19 protein-coding genes are annotated in these 20935 nt (G+C 69.5%); 5 read left to right on the top strand and 14 right to left on the bottom strand.

Features of this window, described 5'->3' with window-relative positions; all coding sequences use genetic code 11:
- Nucleotides 1-8 precede the first annotated feature (8 nt).
- The 8 genes from atpG to ACOGI9_RS01090 form a co-directional block, all read right to left on the bottom strand.
- The gene (gene atpG, locus ACOGI9_RS01125; protein ID WP_419858079.1) at nucleotides 9-875 is read right to left on the bottom strand and encodes an ATP synthase F1 subunit gamma; all 867 of its coding nucleotides are present in this window, start codon (nucleotides 873-875) and stop codon (nucleotides 9-11) included.
- Nucleotides 872-2485: a F0F1 ATP synthase subunit alpha gene (gene atpA / locus ACOGI9_RS01120; RefSeq protein WP_419858078.1), complete on the bottom strand. Its 1614-nt coding sequence runs from the start codon at nucleotides 2483-2485 to the stop codon at nucleotides 872-874. The genes atpG and atpA overlap by 4 nt, the downstream gene beginning before the upstream one ends.
- A gap of 34 nt (nucleotides 2486-2519) precedes the next feature.
- Nucleotides 2520-3053, bottom strand: a complete 534-nt coding sequence (gene atpH, locus ACOGI9_RS01115) for an ATP synthase F1 subunit delta (RefSeq protein ID WP_419858077.1) — start codon at nucleotides 3051-3053, stop codon at nucleotides 2520-2522.
- Between the two features lie 7 nt (nucleotides 3054-3060).
- Complete coding sequence (gene atpF, locus ACOGI9_RS01110; RefSeq protein ID WP_419858076.1) at nucleotides 3061-3615, bottom strand: F0F1 ATP synthase subunit B; 555 nt, start codon at nucleotides 3613-3615, stop codon at nucleotides 3061-3063.
- Nucleotides 3612-3869, bottom strand: a complete 258-nt coding sequence (locus ACOGI9_RS01105; RefSeq protein WP_310782493.1) for an ATP synthase F0 subunit C — start codon at nucleotides 3867-3869, stop codon at nucleotides 3612-3614. The genes atpF and ACOGI9_RS01105 overlap by 4 nt, the downstream gene beginning before the upstream one ends.
- A gap of 99 nt (nucleotides 3870-3968) precedes the next feature.
- On the bottom strand, nucleotides 3969-4955 hold the full coding sequence (gene atpB / locus ACOGI9_RS01100; protein WP_419858075.1) for a F0F1 ATP synthase subunit A: 987 nt from the start codon (nucleotides 4953-4955) through the stop codon (nucleotides 3969-3971).
- Nucleotides 4945-5364: a hypothetical protein gene (locus tag ACOGI9_RS01095; RefSeq protein WP_419858074.1), complete on the bottom strand. Its 420-nt coding sequence runs from the start codon at nucleotides 5362-5364 to the stop codon at nucleotides 4945-4947. The genes atpB and ACOGI9_RS01095 overlap by 11 nt, the downstream gene beginning before the upstream one ends.
- Nucleotides 5361-5675 carry an AtpZ/AtpI family protein gene (locus tag ACOGI9_RS01090; RefSeq protein ID WP_419858073.1) on the bottom strand — a complete coding sequence of 105 codons (315 nt, stop codon included), beginning with the start codon at nucleotides 5673-5675 and terminating at the stop codon, nucleotides 5361-5363. Before ACOGI9_RS01090 ends, ACOGI9_RS01095 begins: the two co-directional genes overlap by 4 nt.
- Before the next feature lie 232 nt (nucleotides 5676-5907).
- Here ACOGI9_RS01090 and ACOGI9_RS01085 point away from each other — a divergent pair, with 232 nt between their 5' ends.
- Nucleotides 5908-6918, top strand: coding sequence for an AAA family ATPase (locus ACOGI9_RS01085; RefSeq protein WP_419858072.1), 1011 nt, complete (start codon nucleotides 5908-5910; stop codon nucleotides 6916-6918).
- A 57-nt stretch (nucleotides 6919-6975) separates the two neighbouring features.
- On the top strand, nucleotides 6976-7884 hold the full coding sequence (locus ACOGI9_RS01080; RefSeq protein WP_419858071.1) for a hemolysin family protein: 909 nt from the start codon (nucleotides 6976-6978) through the stop codon (nucleotides 7882-7884).
- Here ACOGI9_RS01080 and ACOGI9_RS01075 read toward each other — a convergent pair.
- Together ACOGI9_RS01075 and ACOGI9_RS01070 are read right to left on the bottom strand one after the other, a co-directional pair.
- Complete coding sequence (locus tag ACOGI9_RS01075) at nucleotides 7881-8687, bottom strand: prepilin peptidase (RefSeq protein ID WP_419858070.1); 807 nt, start codon at nucleotides 8685-8687, stop codon at nucleotides 7881-7883. The genes ACOGI9_RS01080 and ACOGI9_RS01075 overlap by 4 nt on opposite strands.
- Nucleotides 8680-9450 (bottom strand): TrmH family RNA methyltransferase, encoded by a 771-nt coding sequence (locus ACOGI9_RS01070; RefSeq protein WP_419858069.1) that lies wholly within the window; start codon nucleotides 9448-9450, stop codon nucleotides 8680-8682. Before ACOGI9_RS01070 ends, ACOGI9_RS01075 begins: the two co-directional genes overlap by 8 nt.
- A 106-nt stretch (nucleotides 9451-9556) precedes the next feature.
- Between ACOGI9_RS01070 and thiD the strand changes: the two genes are divergently transcribed.
- Entirely contained in the window at nucleotides 9557-10375 is an 819-nt protein-coding gene (thiD, locus tag ACOGI9_RS01065) for a bifunctional hydroxymethylpyrimidine kinase/phosphomethylpyrimidine kinase (RefSeq protein WP_419858068.1), read from the top strand.
- 22 nt (nucleotides 10376-10397) lie between these two features.
- On the opposite strand, the gene ACOGI9_RS01060 is transcribed toward thiD, so the two are convergent.
- Nucleotides 10398-12803, bottom strand: a complete 2406-nt coding sequence (locus ACOGI9_RS01060; RefSeq protein ID WP_419858067.1) for an aldehyde dehydrogenase family protein — start codon at nucleotides 12801-12803, stop codon at nucleotides 10398-10400.
- Between the two features lie 34 nt (nucleotides 12804-12837).
- Nucleotides 12838-13788, bottom strand: a complete 951-nt coding sequence (gene deoC, locus ACOGI9_RS01055; protein WP_419858066.1) for a deoxyribose-phosphate aldolase — start codon at nucleotides 13786-13788, stop codon at nucleotides 12838-12840.
- Between the two features lie 212 nt (nucleotides 13789-14000).
- Between deoC and katG the strand changes: the two genes are divergently transcribed.
- Nucleotides 14001-16124 carry a catalase/peroxidase HPI gene (gene katG / locus ACOGI9_RS01050; RefSeq protein ID WP_419858065.1) on the top strand — a complete coding sequence of 708 codons (2124 nt, stop codon included), beginning with the start codon at nucleotides 14001-14003 and terminating at the stop codon, nucleotides 16122-16124.
- 66 nt (nucleotides 16125-16190) lie between these two features.
- Here katG and ACOGI9_RS01045 read toward each other — a convergent pair whose 3' ends face one another.
- Together ACOGI9_RS01045 and ACOGI9_RS01040 are read right to left on the bottom strand one after the other, a co-directional pair.
- A complete protein-coding gene (locus ACOGI9_RS01045) occupies nucleotides 16191-17039 on the bottom strand; it encodes a purine-nucleoside phosphorylase (RefSeq protein WP_419858064.1) in 849 nt (282 codons plus the stop codon).
- Nucleotides 17036-18436, bottom strand: a complete 1401-nt coding sequence (locus ACOGI9_RS01040; RefSeq protein ID WP_419858063.1) for a NupC/NupG family nucleoside CNT transporter — start codon at nucleotides 18434-18436, stop codon at nucleotides 17036-17038. Before ACOGI9_RS01040 ends, ACOGI9_RS01045 begins: the two co-directional genes overlap by 4 nt.
- 368 nt (nucleotides 18437-18804) lie before the next feature.
- Here ACOGI9_RS01040 and dnaK point away from each other — a divergent pair, with 368 nt between their 5' ends.
- On the top strand, nucleotides 18805-20751 hold the full coding sequence (dnaK, locus tag ACOGI9_RS01035; protein WP_419858062.1) for a molecular chaperone DnaK: 1947 nt from the start codon (nucleotides 18805-18807) through the stop codon (nucleotides 20749-20751).
- Nucleotides 20752-20935: the final 184 nt, after the last annotated feature.

Raw genomic sequence — 20935 nt, 5'->3', positions numbered from 1 at the left:
TTCGTCCGTTACCCGTCCAACGCGTCCGCGCCGCCGATGATCTCCGCGATCTGATTCGTGATCTCGGCCTGGCGGGCGCGGTTGTACGTCCGCCGCAGGTTGTCGAGGAACTCGTTGGCGTTGTCCGTCGCCGACTTCATCGCCGTCCGGCGAGCCGCCTGCTCCGCCGCCGCCGTCTCCAGGAGCGCGCTGTACGTCGAGTTCGTTACGTAGAGCGGCAGGAGATGGTCGAGGATGCCTTCCTCCGACGGATCGAGGATATAGAAGGGCTGCGGGCCCTTGCGCGCCTCGCCCACGCCGACGGGCAGGACCTGACGGACCGCCGGCGGCGTGCTGACCATGTTCCGGAATTCCGCGAAGACGAGCCGCACCGCGTCGAGCTCGCCGGCCACGAAGCGGGCGGCGAGCTCCCCGATCAGGCTCCGCGCATCGTCCACCGCCGGAGGATCCCCCAGGTCGTTGCGAGTGAGCGCCATCCCGACGCCCCGAAAGCGGAAGTAGGAGATCCCCTTGTTGCCGTAGACGTGGAACTCCACCTCCGCTCCCGCCTCCTCCAGCTCGCGGAGTTGCGCCTGCGCGGTTCGGATGAGATTCGCGTTGAAGGCGCCGCACAGCCCGCGATTGCTCGTCAGGAGCACGAGCGCGGCCCGCTCGATGCGCGCGGGCTGGCGCAGCAGGGGCTGCGATTCCGCCAGGTCCGGCGTGGCGAGCCGGGCGATCATGTCCATCAGTTCGGCCGAGTAGGGACGTGCACGGATCACCCGCCCCTGCGCCTGCGCGAGCTTGGCGGTCGCGACCATCTCCATGGTGCGCGTGATCTTCTTCGTGCTGTCGACGGACTTCATCCGCCGATAGATGTCCCTCGACTTGCTCATGCCGCGGCGTCCGCAGCGTCCTCTCGGGAGGCGCCGTCGTGGACGAAGGTGTCGGAGTAGGACTCGATCGCCTCGCGGAGCGCGGCTTCGGTCTCCTCCGACATCACCCTCTCATCGCGGATCGCGTCGCCGACTTCCGGGTGATTCGTGCCCATGTACTCGAGGAAGCCAACCTCCCAGCCCCGAATCCTCGACACGTCCATGTCGTCGAGGAACCCCTGCGTGGCCGCGAAGATCACCATGACCTGCTCCTCGACCGGCATCGGCTCGTACTGGCCCTGCTTCAGGATCTCGACGGTGCGCCGGCCCCGGTCCAGCTGCCGCTGCGTCGCGGCATCCAGCTCCGTGCCGAACTGCGCGAAGGCCTCGATCTCGCGGAACTGCGCCAGGTCCAACCGCAGGCGTCCGGCGACCTTCTTCATCGCCTTGATCTGCGCGTTTCCGCCCACGCGCGAGACCGAGATTCCCACGTTCACGGCCGGGCGCACGCCCGAGTAGAAGAGGTCGGTTTCGAGGAAGATCTGGCCGTCGGTGATCGAGATCACGTTCGTCGGGATGTAGGCGGACACGTCGCCGGCCGCCGTCTGGATGATCGGGAGCGCGGTCAGCGAACCGCCGGGTTGCTTGATGTCCGGGTGGCCGGCGATGGCGTCGGGATCGTTGCTGATCTTGGCCGCCCGCTCGAGCAGGCGGCTGTGGAGATAGAAGACGTCGCCGGGGTACGCCTCGCGGCCCGGAGGACGCCGCAGGATGAGCGACGCCTCGCGGTACGCATCCGCCTGCTTCGTGAGGTCGTCGTAGATGACGAGGACGGCCTTCCCTTCCTCGTACATGAAGTACTCGCCGATCGCGCACGCGGCGTATGGGGCCATGAACTGCATCGGGGCGGGCTCCGACGCGTTCGCGGCCACGACGACCGTGTAGTCGAGCGCGCCCTCCTCGCGGAGCCGTTCCACGATGCCGGCGACCGTCGAGCCCTTCTGCCCGATCGCGCAGTAGACGCAGACGACGTCCTCATCCTTCTGGTTGATGATCGCGTCGATCGCCACGGCCGTCTTGCCCGTGCCGCGGTCGCCGATGATCAGCTCCCGCTGGCCGCGGCCGATCGGAATCATGGAGTCGATCGCCTTGAGGCCCGTCTGCAGGGGCTCGTTCACCGGCTGGCGGTACACGATGCCGGGCGCCTTCCGGTCGACCTTCATGTAGGTCACGGTTTCGATCGGCCCGCGGCCATCGCGCGGCTGCCCCAGCGTGTCCACCACGCGGCCGAGGATCTCCGGGCCGACGGGCACTGAGAGGACGCGGCCGGTGCGGCGCACCGGATCTCCCTCCTTGAGGGCCAGGTAATCGCCGAGGATCACGGCGCCGATGTTGTCTTCCTCGAGGTTCGAGGCGAGACCGATCACGGAGACCCCGGTGTCGCGGGACGTGATCTCGAGCATCTCGTTGGCGACGCACGTCGAAAGACCCCAGATGCGGGCCACGCCGTCCTTCACCTCGAGCACCTCGCCGACCTCTTCGACCCGGAGTTCCTCCTCGTAGCGGTCGATCTGCTCGAGCAGGGCCTTCTTGATCTCGCTCGCTCGAAGGGAGCTGTCGAAACCTGTCATCGTCTTCTCTTCTCTGTTTTTCGTTACCGGCGGCTCAGTACAGTTCGCGCCGCATCTGCTCGAGCTGCCGCCGCAGCGAGGCGTCCAGCAACTCGTCGCCGACGCGGATGATCACGCCGCCGAGAATCTTCGGGTCCTCGTGGAACTCGGGGACGACCTCCCGCTCGAAGCGCCGCTCCAGGGCGGAAACCACTTCGTTCCGGACGCGGTCATCCGCCTCGAAGGGCAGCGTCACGGTGGCGCGGACCCGCCCCGCCTTCTCGTCGAGAAGATCGCGGTAGGCCAGCGCGATCCCCGGGAGGGCCCGCTGCCGGTGGCGATCCATGATGACGAGCAGAAAGCGGACGAACAGATCCGGCGCCCGTCCGGAAAGGGCCGCCTGGATCGCCTCCTTCTTCTCGAACAGCGACACGGCGGGCACTTCCAGGAAGCGCTGGAAGTCCGGGACGTTCGCGTACAGGTCGCCGATCTCCTCGATCAGCCGCCCGTACTCGGCCTCGTTCCCGTCCCGCGCCGCGAGTTCGAACAGAGTCGTCGCGTAGTTGCGGGCCACCGCCGACGCGCTCATCGCTCCGCTAGACGTCCGACACGAACTCGTGCACCAGACGCCGGTTCTCCTCGGCGTCCAGCCGCGCGCGGATCAGCCGCTCGGAAGCGGCCAGCGCGAGATCCACCGCATCCCGCCGGATCTCGTCGCGCAGCTGTTCCCGCTCGTGTCCGATCTCGCGGCGGGCGTCCTCGAGCAGCTGCGCCTGCTGCGCCCGCGCCTCCTCGAGCATCTCCTTGCGGAGGCCGTCGGCGTGCTGTCGGGCGTTTTCGAGCATCTCGCGGGCTTCGCTGCGGGCCGCTTCGAGCGCGGCTTCCTGCTGCGACAGCAGCCCCTTCGCATCATCGCGCGCGGAGAGGGCATCGTCGATCGCCCCCTGAATCTTCGCGTGCCTCTGCTCGAGTCCGCCGGCAATGAGCGGGAAGACCCACTTCGCGAGGACGAGGAGCGTGAGCACGAACAGGACTACCGTCCAGACGAAGAGCCCCAGGTTGAGCGAGAAGATCCCCGTCTCCGCCTGGGCCGCCAGCGCCGGCGGCGCAGCGAGCGCGAAGCTGCCGGCGACCCCGGCCGAACGCATCATCCGCGGATGAAGCCGGCGATCACGAGTCCGAACAGCGCCACACCCTCGATGAACACGGCGAGCACGATCGCGGCCGTCTGGATGGTCTGCGCTTCCTCGGGCTGGCGGGCCATCGCTTCCGTCATGCGCCCGCCGATGAGACCGATTCCGATACCGGCTCCGAGCACGGAGAGCCCGCCACCGACGATGGCGAGACCGATCGCGAGGCCGTCTCCCGTCGACATGCCCTGCAGCAGCGTCAACATGTTCAGCATCGTATGCTCCAGTTTCCTTTCTCTGTCGGGGGTTCGGACGACACCCCCCGTTCCGTCCGCGCCTCCCCGGCGCGGAAGTTGCCCGCGGACCCCTCCGGGTCAGTGCGCGTGGCGAATCAACCCGATGAACACCGAGACCAGCATCGCGAAGATGTACGCCTGAAGGAGCGCGATGAAGATCTCCAGCATCATCACGAACAGCGCGAGGCCCATGGACCCCAGAATTGTCGCGGCGCCGACCGTCGTGCCGAAGAGTCCCTGACCGACCATCGAGCCGTAGGTGAGGATGAGACCCATGAAGGCGAGGATGACGAAGTGTCCCGCCGTCATGTTGGCGAAGAGCCGGATCGCGAGCGCCATGATCTTCGAGAACTTCGCGATCAGTTCGACCGGGGCCATGATGAGCAGCGTAACCGGCTTCAGCGGCCCGGGCAGCCCGGGCGGGAGGAAGAAGACGGTCTTCGCGTAGCCCATCGGGCCGAGGGCGATGAACCCCGCCGTCTCGATCACGACGAGCGCGATGATGGCGAGCGCGGCCGTGACCATGATGTTCCCCGTCGCCGTCGCGCCGAAGGGGATGAGGCCGAGCAGGTTCGCATAGAGGATGAAGAAGAAGAAGGTGATGACGAGGGGGACGAACCTCTCCCCTCCGCGGCCGATGTTGGCCATCACCACGTCATCTCTCAGGTACAGATAGAAGGCCTCGATCCCGTTGAGGATCCCTCTCGGCGCCTTCTCGCCGTTTTCGAGCCGCTGCGTCGAGCGCGCGGCGAAGAACATCGTCACGATGGTGAGCACTGCCGCGAACATCAGGAACAGCACGTGCTTCGTGATCGAGAGGTCGACCTCGAGGCCGCCGATGTTGAAGGCCGGGAGCGTCGGGAGAGGGATCTCGCCGAAGGGCTTGAACTCCCAGATGTTCGAGTCCACGACGTGGTGCATCATGACTTCGGTGCCCCACTCCTCGGCGTGCTCGCCAGCGGCGGCGGCGCCGTGGTGTTCCTGGGCAGCCGCGGCCGCGGGAGCGGCGTGCTCCTGCACCCGCTCCGTCAGACTCCGCAGGGAGGCCATCGATCTATCGAGCACCCGGTTCATCCGGTCGTGCGTTCCGTGTCGAGTTGGTCTTCATGGGCTTCGCGCGGGCGAGCGCGAGCCACAGCCACAAGGCTTCCGTCCACAACAGCACCAGCATGGCGAGTCCGTACGCGATGGGCAGGTCGGGCGTCGCCGATCCCGTCCACACGAGTCCGCCCGTTACGACCAGCCCTCCCATGCGCAGGCCGATCCCGGCCAGCCACGGCCGGGTCGCCCGCCGTCCCGCCAGGAGCGCCCGGTTCAGCGGCCAGACCGCGACCACCTGAATCAGCCAGGCCGCGGCGATGCCCCACGTGCGCTCGCCATCCCCCAGCCACGCGGCCGCCGCCACCGCCAGCCCCAACGTGGCCAGCGCATAGGTCGGCGTACGCCGCGTCCAGCCGGTGGGAACGCCTTTCACTTCCCGCGGTCCGTCTCCCCGTCGGTCTCATCCGCCGCGGAGCCTTCGCGCCGTGCCGCCAACCGGCCGTACATGCTGTAGCACCCCCCCGCGAACCCCGTGAACACACCGAGGAGGACGAAGAGCGGCGCGGTCCCGAGACGGCCGTCGAGCCAGTTGCCGCCGACCGCGAGGAGCGTGATCGCAAGACCCATCGCAATGCCCAGACTCGCGAACTCCGTGCCCGCCGCCTTTGCGTACAGGCGACCGGCATGCCCCTCGGGTTTCTCGGGTTTCGGCCGGTTCGTCGAACCGGGATGCGGATGCGGCATGGGGAAACTTCTCCGTTCGGGAGCCCCGCGCCGACCGCTTGTGAAAAATTTCCCAAGCCCAATCTGTCCGCTTGTGAAAAATTTCGCAATGCCGGTTTCGCTTGACGCTGGGCGCTGAAGGCCTAGGTTGCTGCCACCATATTGAAGGCCTCTGGTCAACTCCGAAATGGCCTCGCCGACGCCCGGGTCTCGCATTCCCGCGGCCCCCCTCACCTCTGGAGCCGATTGAGTCTTGGAAGCCGGTCGAAAGGTCGAAACGAATGACGTTCGGCTGCTCGAGGAGCTGGGTCACGCCCGGCGCCGGATCGAGGAGGAGATCGGGAAGCGGATTATCGGGCAGCGGGAGATCGTGGAGAAGCTGCTCATCACGCTGCTCGCCGATGGACACGCCCTTCTGGTCGGTGTCCCCGGTCTGGCCAAGACGCTTCTCGTCTCGACGCTCGCCGAAGCCCTGCACCTGGAGTTCAGCCGGATCCAGTTCACCCCGGACCTGATGCCCTCGGACATCACCGGGACGGAGGTGCTCCAGGACGACCAGCGCACGGGGGAGCGCCGTTTCGCCTTCGTCCGGGGGCCGATCTTCGCGGATGTGATCCTGGCGGACGAGATCAACCGGACACCGCCGAAGACGCAGGCCGCCCTTCTGCAGGCGATGCAGGAGGGAGAGGTCACCGTCGGCAGCGAGACGTTCCCGCTCGGCCGCCCGTTCTTCGTCCTCGCGACGCAGAACCCGATCGAGCAGGAAGGGACGTATCCTCTTCCCGAAGCCCAGCTCGACCGCTTCATGTTCGAGCTTCGGATCGGGTACCCGACGGCGGAGGAGGAGTCGGTCATCGCCGACATGGCATCGAGTGGGCCGCCCGCCCAGGTGAACCCCGTTGTGACCGCGGGCCAGCTGCTCGAATACCAGGCGCTCGTGCAGCGGGTGCCGGCTTCGGAGTCGGTGGTCGACTACGCGGTGCGGCTGGCGCGGGCCACCCGGCCGCGCGAGGCCTCCTCCCCGGAATTCGTGCGCCGCATGGTGAGCTGGGGCGCCGGGCCTCGGGCTTCGCAGCACACGGTGCTGGCGGCGAAGGCGCGGGCGGCGCTCGATGGGCGTCCGGCCCCCAATCTCGACGACGTGCGGGCGGTCGCGCCCGCCGTGCTCCGTCACCGGGTGGTTCCGGGCTTCGAAGCGGAGGCCGAGGGGAAGACCGCGGACGACATCGTCGCGGAGTTGATCGAACACAGCCGCGGCTGGTAGACGTTGGACGAAACCGACAGTACGCAGCTCTCGCCGACAGTACGGGCGGGCCCTGAGGTGACGCCGAAGAGCCTCGCGGCGCGCCGCGCGGACCGACTGTCGCTGCTGACCGCCCCGGTTCTCGCGGGCCTGGGGCGCCTGCTCCTGCCGGTCGTCGGCCCGCTCGACCGGCTCGTGCGGCGGGTGCTGCCCGACACGGGCGGCGGGACGCACGTGAGCGAGCGGCAGATCCGCTCCATGGTGCGCCTCGGGCACCAGGCGGGCGACATCGAAGCGCACGAGCGCCAGTTCATCGACCGCGTGTTCACGCTGGACCGCCTGCGCGCGCGGGAGATCATGACGCCCCGGGTGGAGGTCCTCGCCTGGGAGGACTCGCGCCGCCTCGGAGACATCGCGGACGAGCTCGCCGACGTGCGCTTCAGCCGGATCCCGGTGTACGGCGAATCGCTCGACGACGTGACCGGGGTGCTATACCGCACCGAAGCGTACCGTGCGCTGCTCGGCGGCCGGTGGGACCTTCCGCTCTCGAGCGTCGCCCGCGAGCCCTACTTCGTGCCGGATACGATCACGCTCATCGAACTGCTCGAGCAGTTTCGGGCGCGGCGCGTGCACATGGGGCTCGTGGTGGATGAGCACGGCGGGCTCGACGGACTCGTGACGCTCGAGGACATCCTCGAGGAACTGGTCGGCGACATCGTGGATGAAACGGATCTTCCGACCGAACCCATCATCCGGCTGCGACGGGACGAGATCGCCGTGGACGGCGGCGCCGAACTGCGGGAGATCAACGACTTCTTCGGAACCTCGTTCCCCGTGGTCGAGCACCGGTCGCTGAACGGCTTCCTGCTGGCCGAACTCGGCCGGGTGCCCGAGGCGGGAGAAGTGGTGGAGCACGGCGATGTGCGGATCAAGGTCGTGGCGAGCACCGACACGCAGGTGACGCGCGCCCGGATCCGCCGCCGCTAGCAGGCCGGGGCAAGACTCCGCGGCAGCGCCGAGAGAGGCTCGGCGGCAGCGGCGCGCAAGTACTCGTCGAACAGCGTGTCCCCGAACAGGAACGAGATGGCGGCGCCGAGCGCGAGGAAGGTGCCGAAGGGGACGGGCTTTCCCGTCCGGAGTGAGACCGGACCATAGACGAGGGACCCGGCGAGCGCGCCCAGGAAGATCGTGAGGAGGGCACCGCCGGGGCCGAGGAACGCGCCGACCATCGCCATCATCTTCACGTCGCCGCCGCCGAGCGCCGGCTTTCGGAACGCCTTCTCGCCCAGCCACCCGACCACGTGGAGAAGTCCGAACCCGAGAACCGCGCCGGCGACCGCCGCGAGCGGTGGTGTCGATCCGGGAAGCGCCGAAAGGGCGAGGCCCGCGGCGCACCCGCCGAGCGAGAGGGCATCGGGGATGATGTAATGGCGCGCGTCGATGACCGCGATCGCGAGGAGGAGCGTGAACAGGACCGCTCCCGTCAGGGCGGCGACGGATGTGCCGTACAGCCAGGCCATGCCGGCCCAGCCGAGGGCCGTTGCCAGTTCGATCGCGGGGTAGCGCACGGGGATGCGGCCGCCGCAGTCGCGGCACTTCGCCCGCAGGAAGATCCACGAGAGGACGGGGAGGTTGTCGCGCCAGCGGATGGTCGCGCGGCACGCCGGGCAGCGGCTGCGGGGGCGCAGGACGCTGTCTCCGGCGGGCATCCGGGTGATGCACACGTTGAGGAAGGAGCCCAGGGCCGCACCGAGCATTGCGGCCACCCCAACGATCGCGGGATCAGCCAAATGGGCGCCCCGTCCGCATCCGGTCGAGCAGGATCGCGCCCGCCGACGCCACGTTCAGCGACTCCACGCCACGGGCGAGCGGCACGGAGACGGCGCGGGCGGCGGCGGCGAGGAGGAGGGCCGAGACGCCGTGGGCCTCGCTCCCCAGCGCGAGCGCGAGCGGTCCGGAAGGCGACGCTTCGAGCGGCGGGGCATCGGCCGCCGCGACCCATATCGGGATCCCCCGCCCGGCGAGCCGCTCCACGGCATCCCCGGTGTCCGTGCGGAAGACGGGGCCGCGGAACGACGCGCCCGCCGAGGCCCGCAGCGCCTTCGGCCCCCAGGGATCCGCGGTCTCGCCGACGCCGATCACCGCGGCCGCCCCGAGCGCGAGCGCGGTGCGCACGAGGACGCCGACGTTGCCGGGATCCTGCACGCCGTCGAGAAGCACGATCGTGCCGTCGCCCACGTCGGCCCAGCCGTACGCCGGCACTTCGCCGATCGCCAGGACGGGCTGCGGCGTGGCGGCATCCGCCAGCGTCCGGACGATCGCTTCCGGCACCGCCTCCGTGCGAACGCCCCGTGCCGCCGCACGCGCGAGCAGCGCCTGCAGTTCCGGCTCGTCCTCCGCCGCGTCGGCGTGCAGCACGGCAACCGTGCGGCCCGGCCACTCGAGCATCTCGCCGACGAGCCGCCGCCCCTCGGCCAGGAAACACCCGGTTTTCCGGCGTCCCTTTCCGCGGTGCAGCGACCGCCAGGCCTTGATCTCCGCGCGCGTCGGCATGCCCTTATTTTACGCTGCGGCTCAACGCACTGTCATCGCGGCGCACGGAGCGGGCTCGAGTCGGTCGACCTTGCGCGGACCTCTGCGGACCTGAACGGAGTGGAGCGTGAACCCGAAGAAAGCGGCGCGGGCGACGGCCCTCACGATCGCGGGAAGCGATTCGGGAGGCGGCGCCGGCATCCAGGCTGATCTCAAGACCTTTCACGCGTTCGGCGTGTTCGGAACGAGCGCGGTCACCGCCGTGACCGCGCAGAACACCGTCGGGGTCCAGGCGGTGCAGGCGCTGGACCCGCCGATCGTGCGGCGCCAGATCGAATCGGTGCGCGCGGATCTGCCACCGCTGGCCGCGAAGACCGGGATGCTCGCCAACGAGAACATCGTGCGGGCCGTCGTCGCGGGCCTGCACGGCTTCGAAGCGCCGCTTGTGGTCGATCCGGTGATGGTGGCGACGAGCGGCGACCGGCTGCTCGACCCGGCCGCCGTGGCCGCCATCCTCGAGGAGCTTCTGCCTCTCGCCGCCCTCGTCACGCCGAACCTGCCCGAAGCCGAGATCCTCGCTGGACGGACCGTGCGCACCGAAGCCGACATGTCCGCGGCGGCGAGCGCCATCCTCGCGCGGGGCGCCGGGGCCGTGCTCGTCAAGGGCGGGCACCTGGAGGGCGAGGAAGTCGTGGACCTGTTCGGGGACGGGAGCCGCGAGCGCGTGTGGCGGACGCCCCGCATCCGGACGACGGAGACCCATGGGACCGGCTGCACGCTCTCGGCGGCGATCGCGGCGGGGCTGGCGTCGGGGCTCGCCCTCGAGCCGGCGATCGAACGGGGACTCGCCTTCACGCACGCCGCCATCGCGGCGGCGCCGGGTCTCGGCGCGGGCCGCGGTCCCCTGGATCATTGGGCTAGTCCCGGAGGCCGCTCTCGGCGCTGATGCGGGGCTTTGCCACGGACCGCTATTCTCCGTACGGCACCCAGATGTTCTTGATCTGGGAGGCGTGCCGGAGGAATTCGCGCCCCTCGCCGCCGGGACCGAACCAAGCCCGCCCACCGGCGGCCTGCGTCCACGTGCGCTTCAGATTCGAGGCGGAGCGGCGCTCGACGTCGGCGGCCCCCTCGTCCGTCCCGAAGTACCACATCCCATCCACCGCATCGTGGCCGGCGAGGGTGGGCCGCAGTTCCTCCTCGAGGCCGGTAAGGATGTTGATCACCCCCGGCGGCACATCCGAGGTCTCGAGCACCTGTTGGAAGTCGGTGGCGAGGAGCGGCCATCGCTCCGAAGCGACGGCAACGACGGCGTTCCCGAGCGCGACGCCCGGGATCACGCTGGAGATGAACCCGAGCAGCGCGGGTTCCGGCGGACAGATCACCGCCATCACGCCCAGCGGCTCGGGCATGGCGAGCGTGACGTTGCGGAAGGGCGTCCGGTGGACGGCCCCGTCCCACTTGTCCGCCCACGCCGCCCAGGTGAAGAGGCGCCGCACCGACGCCTCCACTTCGCGCCGCGCCGCCTGCGGGTCGCAGCCGGTGAGGTCGCGCAACCGGCCTTCGAATGCGTCCCGGCGGGCGTCGAGATTCTCGCCGGCGTAGTACAGGATCTGCGCCCTCAGGTGGGCCGTCGTGCGCGCCCAATCCGCGGCGAGCGCCGCCTCCACCGCGTTGCGCGCGTCCTTCCGGTTGCCTCGGGCGACTTCCCCCGCGCCGCGGCCCCGATAATCCAGGACCTCGAGGCTGTAGCCACCATCCGGCCGGGCCTGCCGGCCACCGATGTAGAGCTTCGCCGTCCGGTCGATCGCGGGCAGCGGCGCCGGGGCGCCGGCCTCCTCGCCGACGTCTCCCTCCTCGTCGCGCTCCGCCGTCTCCGAGTCCCTTTCCGGGGCCGGCTCCACGGGCGCGTGGCGCTGGCGGACGTATTCCCACAGTCCTTCACGGCCACCCTCGCGGCCGAAGCCGCTCTCGCGGTAGCCGCCGAAGCCGGACGCGGCATCGAACACGTTGGTGCAGTTGATCCAGACGGTCCCGGCCTTGATCTGCGAGGCGATGTCGAGCGCGAGGTTCACGTTCTCCGTCCAGACGCTCGCCGCGAGGCCGTAGCGCGTGTTGTTCGCGAGCGCGACCGCCTCCGCGGGGGTGCGGAACGTCATCTGAACCACGACGGGGCCGAAGATCTCGACCTGGGCGATGCGCGCGGCCGGTGACACGTCGGTGCACAGGGTGGGCGGGTAGAACCAGCCGTCCCGGGGGACGCTCCAGGACGGCTGCCAGATCGCGGCGCCCTCCTCGCGACCCTCCTCGACGAGCGACTCGATCTTCTTCAACTGGACGGGCGCGATGATCGCGCCGAGGTCGACGCCCTTGTCGAGCGGAGCCCCCATGCGGAGCGTCTCCATGCGGGCGCGCAGGCGGTCGGCAAGCGCGTCGGCGATCCCTTCGTGGGCGAGGATCCGCGAGCCGGCGCAGCACACCTGGCCCTGGTTGAACCAGATCGCGTCGACCACGCCCTCGACCACGCTGTCGAGGTCCGCGTCGTCGAAGACGAGGAAGGGTGACTTCCCGCCGAGCTCCAGCGAGATCTTCTTGCCGGTCCCCGCCGTCGCCTCGCGGATGATGCGGCCGACCTCCGTCGAACCGGTGAAGGCGATCTTGTCGACATCCGGATGTTCGACGATCGCGGTGCCCGTGCGGCCATCCCCGGTTACGATGTTCACGACGCCCGGCGGGAGATCGATCTCGTGGCAGAGTTCCGCGAACCGGAGGGCGGTCAGCGACGTGAACTCCGCGGGCTTGAGGACGACGGTGTTCCCGGTCGCGAGGGCGGGCGCGACCTTCCACGCGAGCATGAGCAGCGGGAAGTTCCAGGGGATGATCTGGCCCGCGACGCCGAGCGGCTCGCAGTCCGCGAGTTCGGTGTCCATGAGCTGGGCCCAGCCCGCGTGGTGATAGAAGTGCCGCGCGACGAGCGGAATGTCGATGTCGCGGGATTCACGGATGGGCTTCCCGTTGTCGAGCGTCTCGAGCGTCGCGAAGAGCCGGGAGTGCTTCTGCAGGCGGCGGGCGATCGCGTACAGGTAGCGCGCCCGGCCGTGTCCCCCGAGGTCCCGCCAGGCGGCCTGGGCCGCCCGCGCCGCCGCCACCGCGCGGTCCACGTCGCCGGGGCTGCCCTGCGCGATCTCGCCCAGTTGCGCTTCGTTGCTCGGATCGAGGGTCGCGAAGAACTCGCCGTCCGCCGGCTCGCACCAGGCGCCGCCGATGTAGTGCTCGAAGCGGGGACCCCGTTCCGCGATCCATGCTCGCGCCTCGTCCGCGACCTCCGGGGCGGGACCGTACTCCATCGTCTCGAAAAGTTCCGCGATCTTCGGCATCTCCCTCAACCCCCTCTCAGCCTCAACCCGACCCTCACCCCAGCGGGTGCCGGTGGTACGCGGAATACCGCCCCGTCGCCCGGTGCTCCAACTGGCGTTCGATGTCCGCGAGCAGCGAACTCGCGCCGAAGCGGAACAGCGACCGGTCGAGCCATGCCCCGCCCAGTTCTTCCTTCACGAGAATGAGCCACTCCAGCGCCTGCTTCGCCTTCCCCACTCCTCCGGCGGGCTTCAGGCCCACATGGAAGCCGGAGAGTTGCCGGTAGGCGCGGATCGCGCGCGCCATCACCAGTCCGACGGGGACCGTGGCGTTGACCTTCTCCTTGCCGGTCGAGGTCTTGATGAAGTCGGCTCCGGCCATCATGCAGGTCCAGCTCGCGCGGGCGACGTTGCGCAGGCTCCCGAGTTCACCCGTGGCCATGATCGTCTTCAGGTGAGCCTCGCCGCAGGCCTCGCGGAAGGCGCGGACCTCGTCGTACAGCGCCTCCCAGTCGCCGGCGAGCGCGTGGCGGCGGGTGATGACGATGTCGATCTCGCGCGCGCCGGCTTCGACCGCTTCGTGGATCTCCTCGACCCGCTGCGCGAACGGCGTGAGCCCGGCGGGGAAGCCGGCGGCGACCGCGCACACCGGGATGTCGTCGCCGGCGAGCGCTTTGACGACGGCCGGAACCATCGTCGGATACACGCAGACGGAGGCCACGCGCAGGCCGAGATCGTCCGCCCCGAGCGCGCGGAGGAGGTCGGGACGCACGGGCTGGCAGGCCTTGGCGGCGAGGCGAGCCACCCGCCCCGGGGTGTCGTCGCCGGCGAGCGTCGTGAGGTCGATCATCGTCACTGCGCGGAGGAGCCAGGCGGTCTGCCACTCCTTCTTGATGCTGCGGCGCTTCCCCAGCGTCGCGGCCCGGCGCTCGATCGCGCTGCGGTTCGCAGCCTGCCCCCGGATCAGATCGAGGTCGAGCGGCGTTCCGGCGTTGCGCCCCCGCATGGGAACGACACCGGGTTCCGATGATCGCTGGAAGAGGCCCATGGGTAGAATATCGTTCGGACGCCGGACTCAGGCGAATGTACCTTCCGCTTCGAGGACGGTGCGGTCTACGAAGAGGCGCCGACGGTTTCTTGACGCTCGGCCGCCTCCGGGCCGAAGCTGTTGCCCGGACACCCCGAGAGAACCTGACGATTGACCATCCGGAGAATCCCATGACGACGAACGAAACCTGGTGGCCGAACCAGCTCAGCCTGAAGGCTCTTCGGCAGAACTCGCCCGCGTCGGACCCGATGGGCGGGGGCTTCGACTACGCGGAGGCGTTCAAGAACGTCGACGTCGAGGAGTTGAAGCGGGACATCGAGGAAGTGATGACGACCTCCCAGGAGTGGTGGCCGGCGGACTACGGGCACTACGGGCCGCTCTTCATCCGCATGACGTGGCACGCGGCGGGCACCTATCGCATCACCGACGGCCGCGGCGGCGGCGGCTCCGGCTACCAGCGCTTCGCGCCGCTGAACAGCTGGCCCGACAACGGGAACCTGGACAAGGCGCGCCGGCTCCTGTGGCCGGTCAAGCAGAAGTACGGCCGCAACCTGTCGTGGGCCGACCTCATCATCTTCGCGGGCAACTGCGCGCTGGAGTCGATGGGGTTCCGGACGTTCGGCTTCGCCTTCGGCCGACCGGACGTGTGGGAGGCCGACGAGACGGACTGGGGATCCGAGACAGAGTGGCTCGGGGACGAACGCCATGACGATGACGGGGAACTCCAGGAGGGGCTCGGCGCCGACCACATGGGGCTCATCTACGTGAACCCGGAGGGGCCGGGCGGGAACCCGGACCCGGCGGCGGCGGCGAAGTTCATCCGCACGACCTTCGCCCGCATGGCGATGAACGACGAGGAGACGGTCGCGCTCATCGCCGGCGGCCACACCTTCGGCAAGGCGCACGGCGCCGGCCCCGAGTCGCATGTCGGCACCGAACCGGAGGGGGCCGGCCTCGAGGCGCAGGGCTTCGGCTGGCACAGCAGCCACGGCAGCGGCAAGGCCGGCGACACGATCACGAGCGGCCTGGAGGGCGCCTGGACGACCGAGCCCACGCGGTGGGACAACAACTTCATGGAGAACCTGCACGATCACGAGTGGGAGCTGACGAAGAGCCCCGCCGGCAAGTCGCAGTACACGCCGGTCAACGCGTCCGAGGTGGCCACCGTGCCGGATGCGCACGACCCCTCGAAGAAGCATGCCCCGATGATGCTCACGACGGACCTTTCGCTGCGCGTTGATCCGGCCTACGCGCCGATCGCGAAGCGCTTCCTCGAGAACCCGGCGGACCTCGAAGACGCGTTCGCCAAGGCCTGGTTCAAGCTGCTCCACCGCGACATGGGGCCGCGCAGCCGGTATCTCGGACCGCTCGTCCCCGCGGAGCCGCAGCTGTGGCAGGATCCCGTGCCCGACGTCGACCACGAGCTGATCGATGAGGGGGACGTCGCCGACCTCAAGGCCAGGGTCCTCGCTTCGGGCCTGTCGGTTTCCCGGCTGGTGGCGACCGCCTGGGCGTCGGCCGCCGCGTTCCGCGGCACCGACAAGCGCGGTGGGGCGAACGGCGCCCGCATCCGCCTCGCGCCGCAGAAGGACTGGGAAGCGAACGACCCGGCCGAGCTGGCGGGGGCGCTACGGACGCTGGAAGGGATCCAGGCGGAGTTCAACGACGAGCAGAGCGGAGGGAAGCAGGTCTCGTTTGCCGATCTCATCGTCCTCGCCGGGTGCGCGGGCGTCGAGCAGGCGGCACGCGATGCCGGGCACGACGTGCAGGTGCCGTTCGCACCGGGGCGCACGGACGCGTCGGAGGAGTGGACGGACGCGGAGTCGTTCGCCGTCCTCGAGCCCGCCGCGGACGGGTTCCGGAACTACGTCAAGAGCGGAAACGAAGCGTCCGCGGCCGAGCAGCTCGTGGAGCGGGCCTGCCTGCTCACGCTGACCGCGCCCGAGATGACCGCGCTGGTCGGCGGCATGCGCGTCCTGAACGCGAACACCGGGGGGTCCGCGCACGGCGTGTTCACGGACCGGCCGGGAACGCTGACGAACGACTTCTTCGTGAACCTGCTCGACATGAGCACGGAGTGGAGCGCGTCATCCGATGGCGCCTTCGAGGGTCGCGACGCGGCCGGCGACGTCCGCTGGACCGCCACCGAGGCGGACCTGGTGTTCGGTTCGAACTCCGAACTCCGGGCCTCGGCGGAAGTCTACGGGTGCGACGACGGGCAGGAGGCCTTCGTGCGCGACTTCGTCGCCGCCTGGAACAAGGTGATGAACCTCGACCGCTACGACCTGACCTGACCGCAGCCTGGCCGGCGCGGGTGATTCAGCGGGCCAGGGCGAGGGAACGGGCCGCCATGCTACATGCTACGGGAACCGGCGGATGGACTCGGCGACGAGGCGCTGGAAGTCGGCCTGGGCGAGCTTTGTCGTCTCCAGTACTTCCTCGTGGTTCAGCGGTTCGTCGAGGACCCCGGCGGCGTAGTTCGTGAGGCAGGAGACGGCGACGCAGCGGATACCGAGGGCGCGCGCCGCGATGACCTCGGGGACGGTGGACATGCCGACGGCGTCGGCGCCGAGCGTCCGCAGCATGCGGATCTCGGCCGGGGTCTCGAAGGCGGGGCCGTGCATCGCGGCGTAGACGCCCTCGTGGAGTTTGTGATCCAGTTCGGCGGCGGTCTCGCGCATGATCGCCCGTAGCTCGGGGTCGTAGGCGAACGTCAGGTCCGGGAAACGACTCTCCGCCCCCACCACGGGGCCGATGAGGGGGCTCGTGCCGGTCAGGTTCAGGTGGTCGGAGATCAGCATGAGTTCGCCGGGGTGCCAGCCTTCGCCGATCGCCCCCGCCGCGTTCGAGAGGAAGAGGACCGGGATGCCCAGGGCCGCCGCGACGCGCACGTAGAAGACAACGCGCTCCGGCGGGCCACCCTCGTAGAGGTGGACGCGTCCGCTCAGGCCCAGGACGGGCCGGCCGCCGAGGGTCCCGATGAGCGCGTGGCCGGCGTGGCCGATGACCGTGGGGCGAGGCCAGCCGGGAAGATCCTCGTAGGGCACCCGCACCGGATCCTCGATCTCCTCCCCGAGGCCGCCGAGTCCCGAACCCATCGTGATCGCGACGTGCGGCGCGTCGCCGTCCAGCCGGTCCTCGACGCGGGCTCGCAGCACCGCGGCCGCCGCCTCGACGCCGGCCTGGATGTCCGCGGCCGCACGAGTCACGCGAGGACTCCGGCCAGCGTCGCCGTCATCCACGTCGCCACCGTCCCCCCGAGCATCGCCCGCAGGCCGAGCTTCGACAGATCCTCTCGGCGACCGGGGGCGATCCCGCCGATGCCCCCGATCTGGATCGCGATGGAGCTGAAGTTCGCGAAGCCCGTCAGCGCGTAGGTGCACATGATGAGCGACTTGTTCGAGAGCTGAAGGTCGCCGGCGAGCCCGGCCCCGAGATTCGTGAAGGCGAGGAACTCGTTCGCGACCATCTTCACGCCGAACAGCGTCCCCACCTCGACCGCATCCGCCCACGGCACGCCGATGAGCCAGGCCACCGGGGCGAAAACCCAGCCGAAGATCCGCTCGAGCGTGATTCCCTCCACGCCGAACAGCCCGGTCACCCAGCCGATGACGCCGTTCCCCAGAGCGATGATGGCGAGGAAGGCAAGCAGCATGGCCCCGACGTTCAGGGCGAGCTTCAGCCCGTCCCCCGCCCCGCCGGCCGCCGCGTCGATCACGTTCGCGTGCGCCTGGGGCGGGTCGATGTCCAGCGTGCCGCGCGTCTCGGGTTCCTCCGTCTCGGGCATCAGCATCTTGCTCACCACGATCCCCGCGGGCGCCGCCATGATGCTCGCCGCCAGCAGGTGTCCCGCGATCCCCGGGAATACCCCCACGAGGATCGCGACGTACGCCGCGAGCGCGCCGCCCGCCACGGTCGCGAAGCCGCCCGTCATCACGGTGTTGAGTTCCGACATCGTCATCCGGTCCACGAAGGGCCGGATGAGGAGCGGCGCCTCGGTCTGGCCGACGAAGATGTTGCCGGCGGCCGAGGTCGTCTCCGCGCCGCTCGTCCCCAGGGTGCGCTGCATCGCCCACGCGACGCCCCGCACGACCCGCTGCATGAACCCCAGGTGATAGGCGAGGGCCATGAGAGAAGAGAAGAAGATGATCGTGGGCAGGACGCTGAAGGCGAAATTCGCGCCGATGTTCACCACGCCGCCCGCGCCCCCTTCGACCGGAGTCCCGTAGTCGACGAGCGACCCGAACACGAAGCGCGACCCGTCGTTCGTGTACCCGATGAGCGCGACGAAGATGTCGTTGACGGCGCTGAAGAAGGTGTGACCGATCCCCGTCTTGAGAACGAGGAGCGCGAAGGCGATCTGAAGCCCGAGCCCCTTCGCGACGAGCGGCCACGAGATCGACCTGCGGTGGGCCGAGCAGAGCCACACCGTGGTGAGCAGGAAGGCGATCCCGAGCAGGCCCCGCGCCAGGCGGGAGAAGAACGGCTCGTCGATCGCGCCCCCCACCCCCTCGAGTCCCTGCGCAGCCAGCGGCGCCGCGCCCGCGGCCAGCCCGACGCCCAGCACGGTAACCACGGTCAGGACCAGCCATCTCCCGCGCGGCATCGCCGAGGGTGCCGCGGCTGCGGAGCGGGAAGGATCGCGACGCTGGGACATCGGCGCACTCCGGCTGAGGGTTCGGGGCGACGGGAGCCCGGAGAACATACCCCGTCCCGTGTTCCGCGCCACAACCGTGCCCCTTTTCATGCCACTTTGGCACCCCATGTCGGAGCGCGGCTCCCCCAAGTGCCATTTTGTCGGAAAAGACGGCGGACGGGCGGCCGGCGGTGCGGCACGGCGATTGCAATGTGTGTCTTCGTTCGCGGGCGTGCCGGAACGAGGCGGCGCCCGCGCGATTGGGGCCCCGGGACGGAAACAGCGGACTGGGACGGAACCAGCGGAAGCAGCGGACAAGCACAAGGCAAGGAAGAGCAATGGGCAAGATCATCGGAATCGATCTCGGGACGACGAACTCGGTCGTCGCGGTAATGGAAGGTGGAGACCCCGTCGTCATCCCGAGCGCGGAGGGCGCGCGCACCACGCCCTCGGTGGTCGCCTTCACGAAGGAGGGTGAGCGGCTCGTCGGGCAGGTCGCGAAGCGGCAGGCCGTCACGAACCCGCTCAACACCGTCGCCTCGATCAAGCGCTTCATGGGCCGCAAGCGGTCCGAGGTGGGCGAGGAGATGAAGCTCGTCACCTACGACATCCAGGGCGACAACCAGGACCGCGTCCAGGTGCGGATCGCGCACGCGGACAAGACCTTCACGCCGCCCGAACTCTCGGCCATGGTGCTGCAGAAGATGAAGCAGACGGCCGAGGACTACCTGGGACAGGAAGTGACCGAGGCGGTGATCACGGTCCCGGCCTACTTCAACGACGCCCAGCGGCAGGCGACGAAGGACGCGGGCCGCGTGGCCGGTCTCACGGTGCGCCGGATCATCAACGAGCCGACGGCCGCCGCGCTCGCCTACGGGCTCGACAAGAAGTCGGACGAGAAGATCGCGGTGTTCGACCTCGGCGGCGGCACCTACGACATCTCCGTGCTCGAACTCGGGGACGGCGTGTTCGAGGTGAAGGCCACGAACGGCGACACGCACCTGGGCGGAGACGACTTCGACCAGCGCCTCATCAACTGGCTCGTGGACGAGTTCAAGAAGGACCAGGGGATCGACCTGTCGGCGGACCCAATGGCGCTGCAGCGCCTCAAGGAGGCGGCGGAGAAGGCGAAGATCGAGCTCAGCTCGACGATGCAGACGGACATCAACCTCCCCTTCATCACGGCCGACGCGTCGGGGCCCAAGCACCTCAACCTCTCCCTCTCGCGGGCGAAGTTCGAGCAGCTGGTGGACGACCTGATCCAGCGCACGATTCCGCCGATGGAGAAGGCGCTGGCGGACGCGGGACTCTCCGTCGACGAGATCGACGAGGTCATCCTCGTCGGCGGCTCGACCCGGATCCCCAAGATCCAGGAAGTCGTGAAGGACTTCTTCGGCCAGGACCCGCACAAGGGCGTGAACCCGGACGAGGTCGTGGGCATCGGGGCCGCGATCCAGGGCGGCGTGCTCGGCGGCGACGTGAAGGACGTGCTGCTGCTCGACGTCACGCCGCTCTCGCTCGGGATCGAGACGCTGGGCGGCGTCATGACGTCGCTCATCGAGCGCAACACGACGATCCCCACGAAGAAGTCGGAGATCTTCTCGACCGCGGAAGACAACCAGAACACGGTCGACATCCACGTGCTGCAGGGCGAGCGGAAGATGGCGAGCGGCAACAAGACGATCGGCCGCTTCCAGCTCACCGGCATCCCGCCCGCGCCGCGCGGCGTGCCCCAGGTCGAGGTCACGTTCGACATCGACGCGAACGGCATCCTGCACGTGAGCGCCCAGGACAAGGCGACGGGCAAGGAGCAGAAGATCCGCATCGAGGCCTCTTCGGGGCTCTCCGACGCCGAGATCGAGAGCATGGTGAGGGACGCGGAATCGCATGCGGCGGAGGACCAGGAGCGGCGCGAGACCGTGGAGGCCCGCAACCGGCTCGACTCCCTCTTGTACCAGACGGAGAAGAACCTCGAGGACTGGAAGGAGTCGCTCGACGACGCGGACCGGTCCGCGATCGAGGAGACGCTGGAGCGGGGGCGTGCGGCGCTCAAGCAGGACGACACCGAGGAAGTGGCCGAGGCGACCACGGCCATCCAGGAAGCGGTCGGCGCGGCGGCGCAGAAGATGTACGCCGCGGCCGGGATGGGGGCCGACGCCTCGCCGGGCGACATGCCGGGCGCTGGCGACGAAGAGGCCGAAGTCGAGGTGGAGGCGGACGACGCCGGCGAAGTGGAAGTCGTCGAGGCGGACTACGAGATCGTCGAGGAGTCCGACGACAAGTAGCCCTCCGCCGACAGCGTCTCACCGCGCGACCCGGGAGCCCGGCCCACGGGCAACCCCGGGTCGCGCGCCGTTCATCCCATGGTGCGGCGTTCGGGGGTGACGGGCCCGGTCCGGTCACCGTCATTGGCGGGGGAGTTGGAGAAACGCCGATTCGGGCTGCTATATTCGGACTTCGGCCGCTGGA

Source organism: Candidatus Palauibacter irciniicola (assembly GCF_965208695.1).
Taxonomy (GTDB): Bacteria; Gemmatimonadota; Gemmatimonadetes; order Palauibacterales; family Palauibacteraceae; genus Palauibacter; species Palauibacter irciniicola.
The sequence above is the reverse complement of the archived record's forward strand: the minus strand, read 5'-3'. Positions and strand labels throughout refer to the sequence as shown.

What these genes read in the sequence shown, in the direction of transcription:
- atpG (WP_419858079.1), bottom strand. Translation starts at nt 875, where the DNA reads ATGAGCAAGTCGAGGGACATCTATCGGCGGATGAAGTCCGTCGACAGC.
- atpA (WP_419858078.1), bottom strand. Translation starts at nt 2,485, where the DNA reads ATGACAGGTTTCGACAGCTCCCTTCGAGCGAGCGAGATCAAGAAGGCC.
- atpH (WP_419858077.1), bottom strand. Translation starts at nt 3,053, where the DNA reads ATGAGCGCGTCGGCGGTGGCCCGCAACTACGCGACGACTCTGTTCGAA.
- atpF (WP_419858076.1), bottom strand. Translation starts at nt 3,615, where the DNA reads ATGATGCGTTCGGCCGGGGTCGCCGGCAGCTTCGCGCTCGCTGCGCCG.
- ACOGI9_RS01105 (WP_310782493.1), bottom strand. Translation starts at nt 3,869, where the DNA reads ATGCTGAACATGTTGACGCTGCTGCAGGGCATGTCGACGGGAGACGGC.
- ACOGI9_RS01090 (WP_419858073.1), bottom strand. Translation starts at nt 5,675, where the DNA reads ATGCCGCATCCGCATCCCGGTTCGACGAACCGGCCGAAACCCGAGAAA.
- ACOGI9_RS01070 (WP_419858069.1), bottom strand. Translation starts at nt 9,450, where the DNA reads ATGCCGACGCGCGCGGAGATCAAGGCCTGGCGGTCGCTGCACCGCGGA.
- ACOGI9_RS01060 (WP_419858067.1), bottom strand. Translation starts at nt 12,803, where the DNA reads ATGCCGAAGATCGCGGAACTTTTCGAGACGATGGAGTACGGTCCCGCC.
- deoC (WP_419858066.1), bottom strand. Translation starts at nt 13,788, where the DNA reads ATGCGGGGGCGCAACGCCGGAACGCCGCTCGACCTCGATCTGATCCGG.
- katG (WP_419858065.1), top strand. Translation starts at nt 14,001, where the DNA reads ATGACGACGAACGAAACCTGGTGGCCGAACCAGCTCAGCCTGAAGGCT.
- ACOGI9_RS01040 (WP_419858063.1), bottom strand. Translation starts at nt 18,436, where the DNA reads ATGCCGCGCGGGAGATGGCTGGTCCTGACCGTGGTTACCGTGCTGGGC.
- dnaK (WP_419858062.1), top strand. Translation starts at nt 18,805, where the DNA reads ATGGGCAAGATCATCGGAATCGATCTCGGGACGACGAACTCGGTCGTC.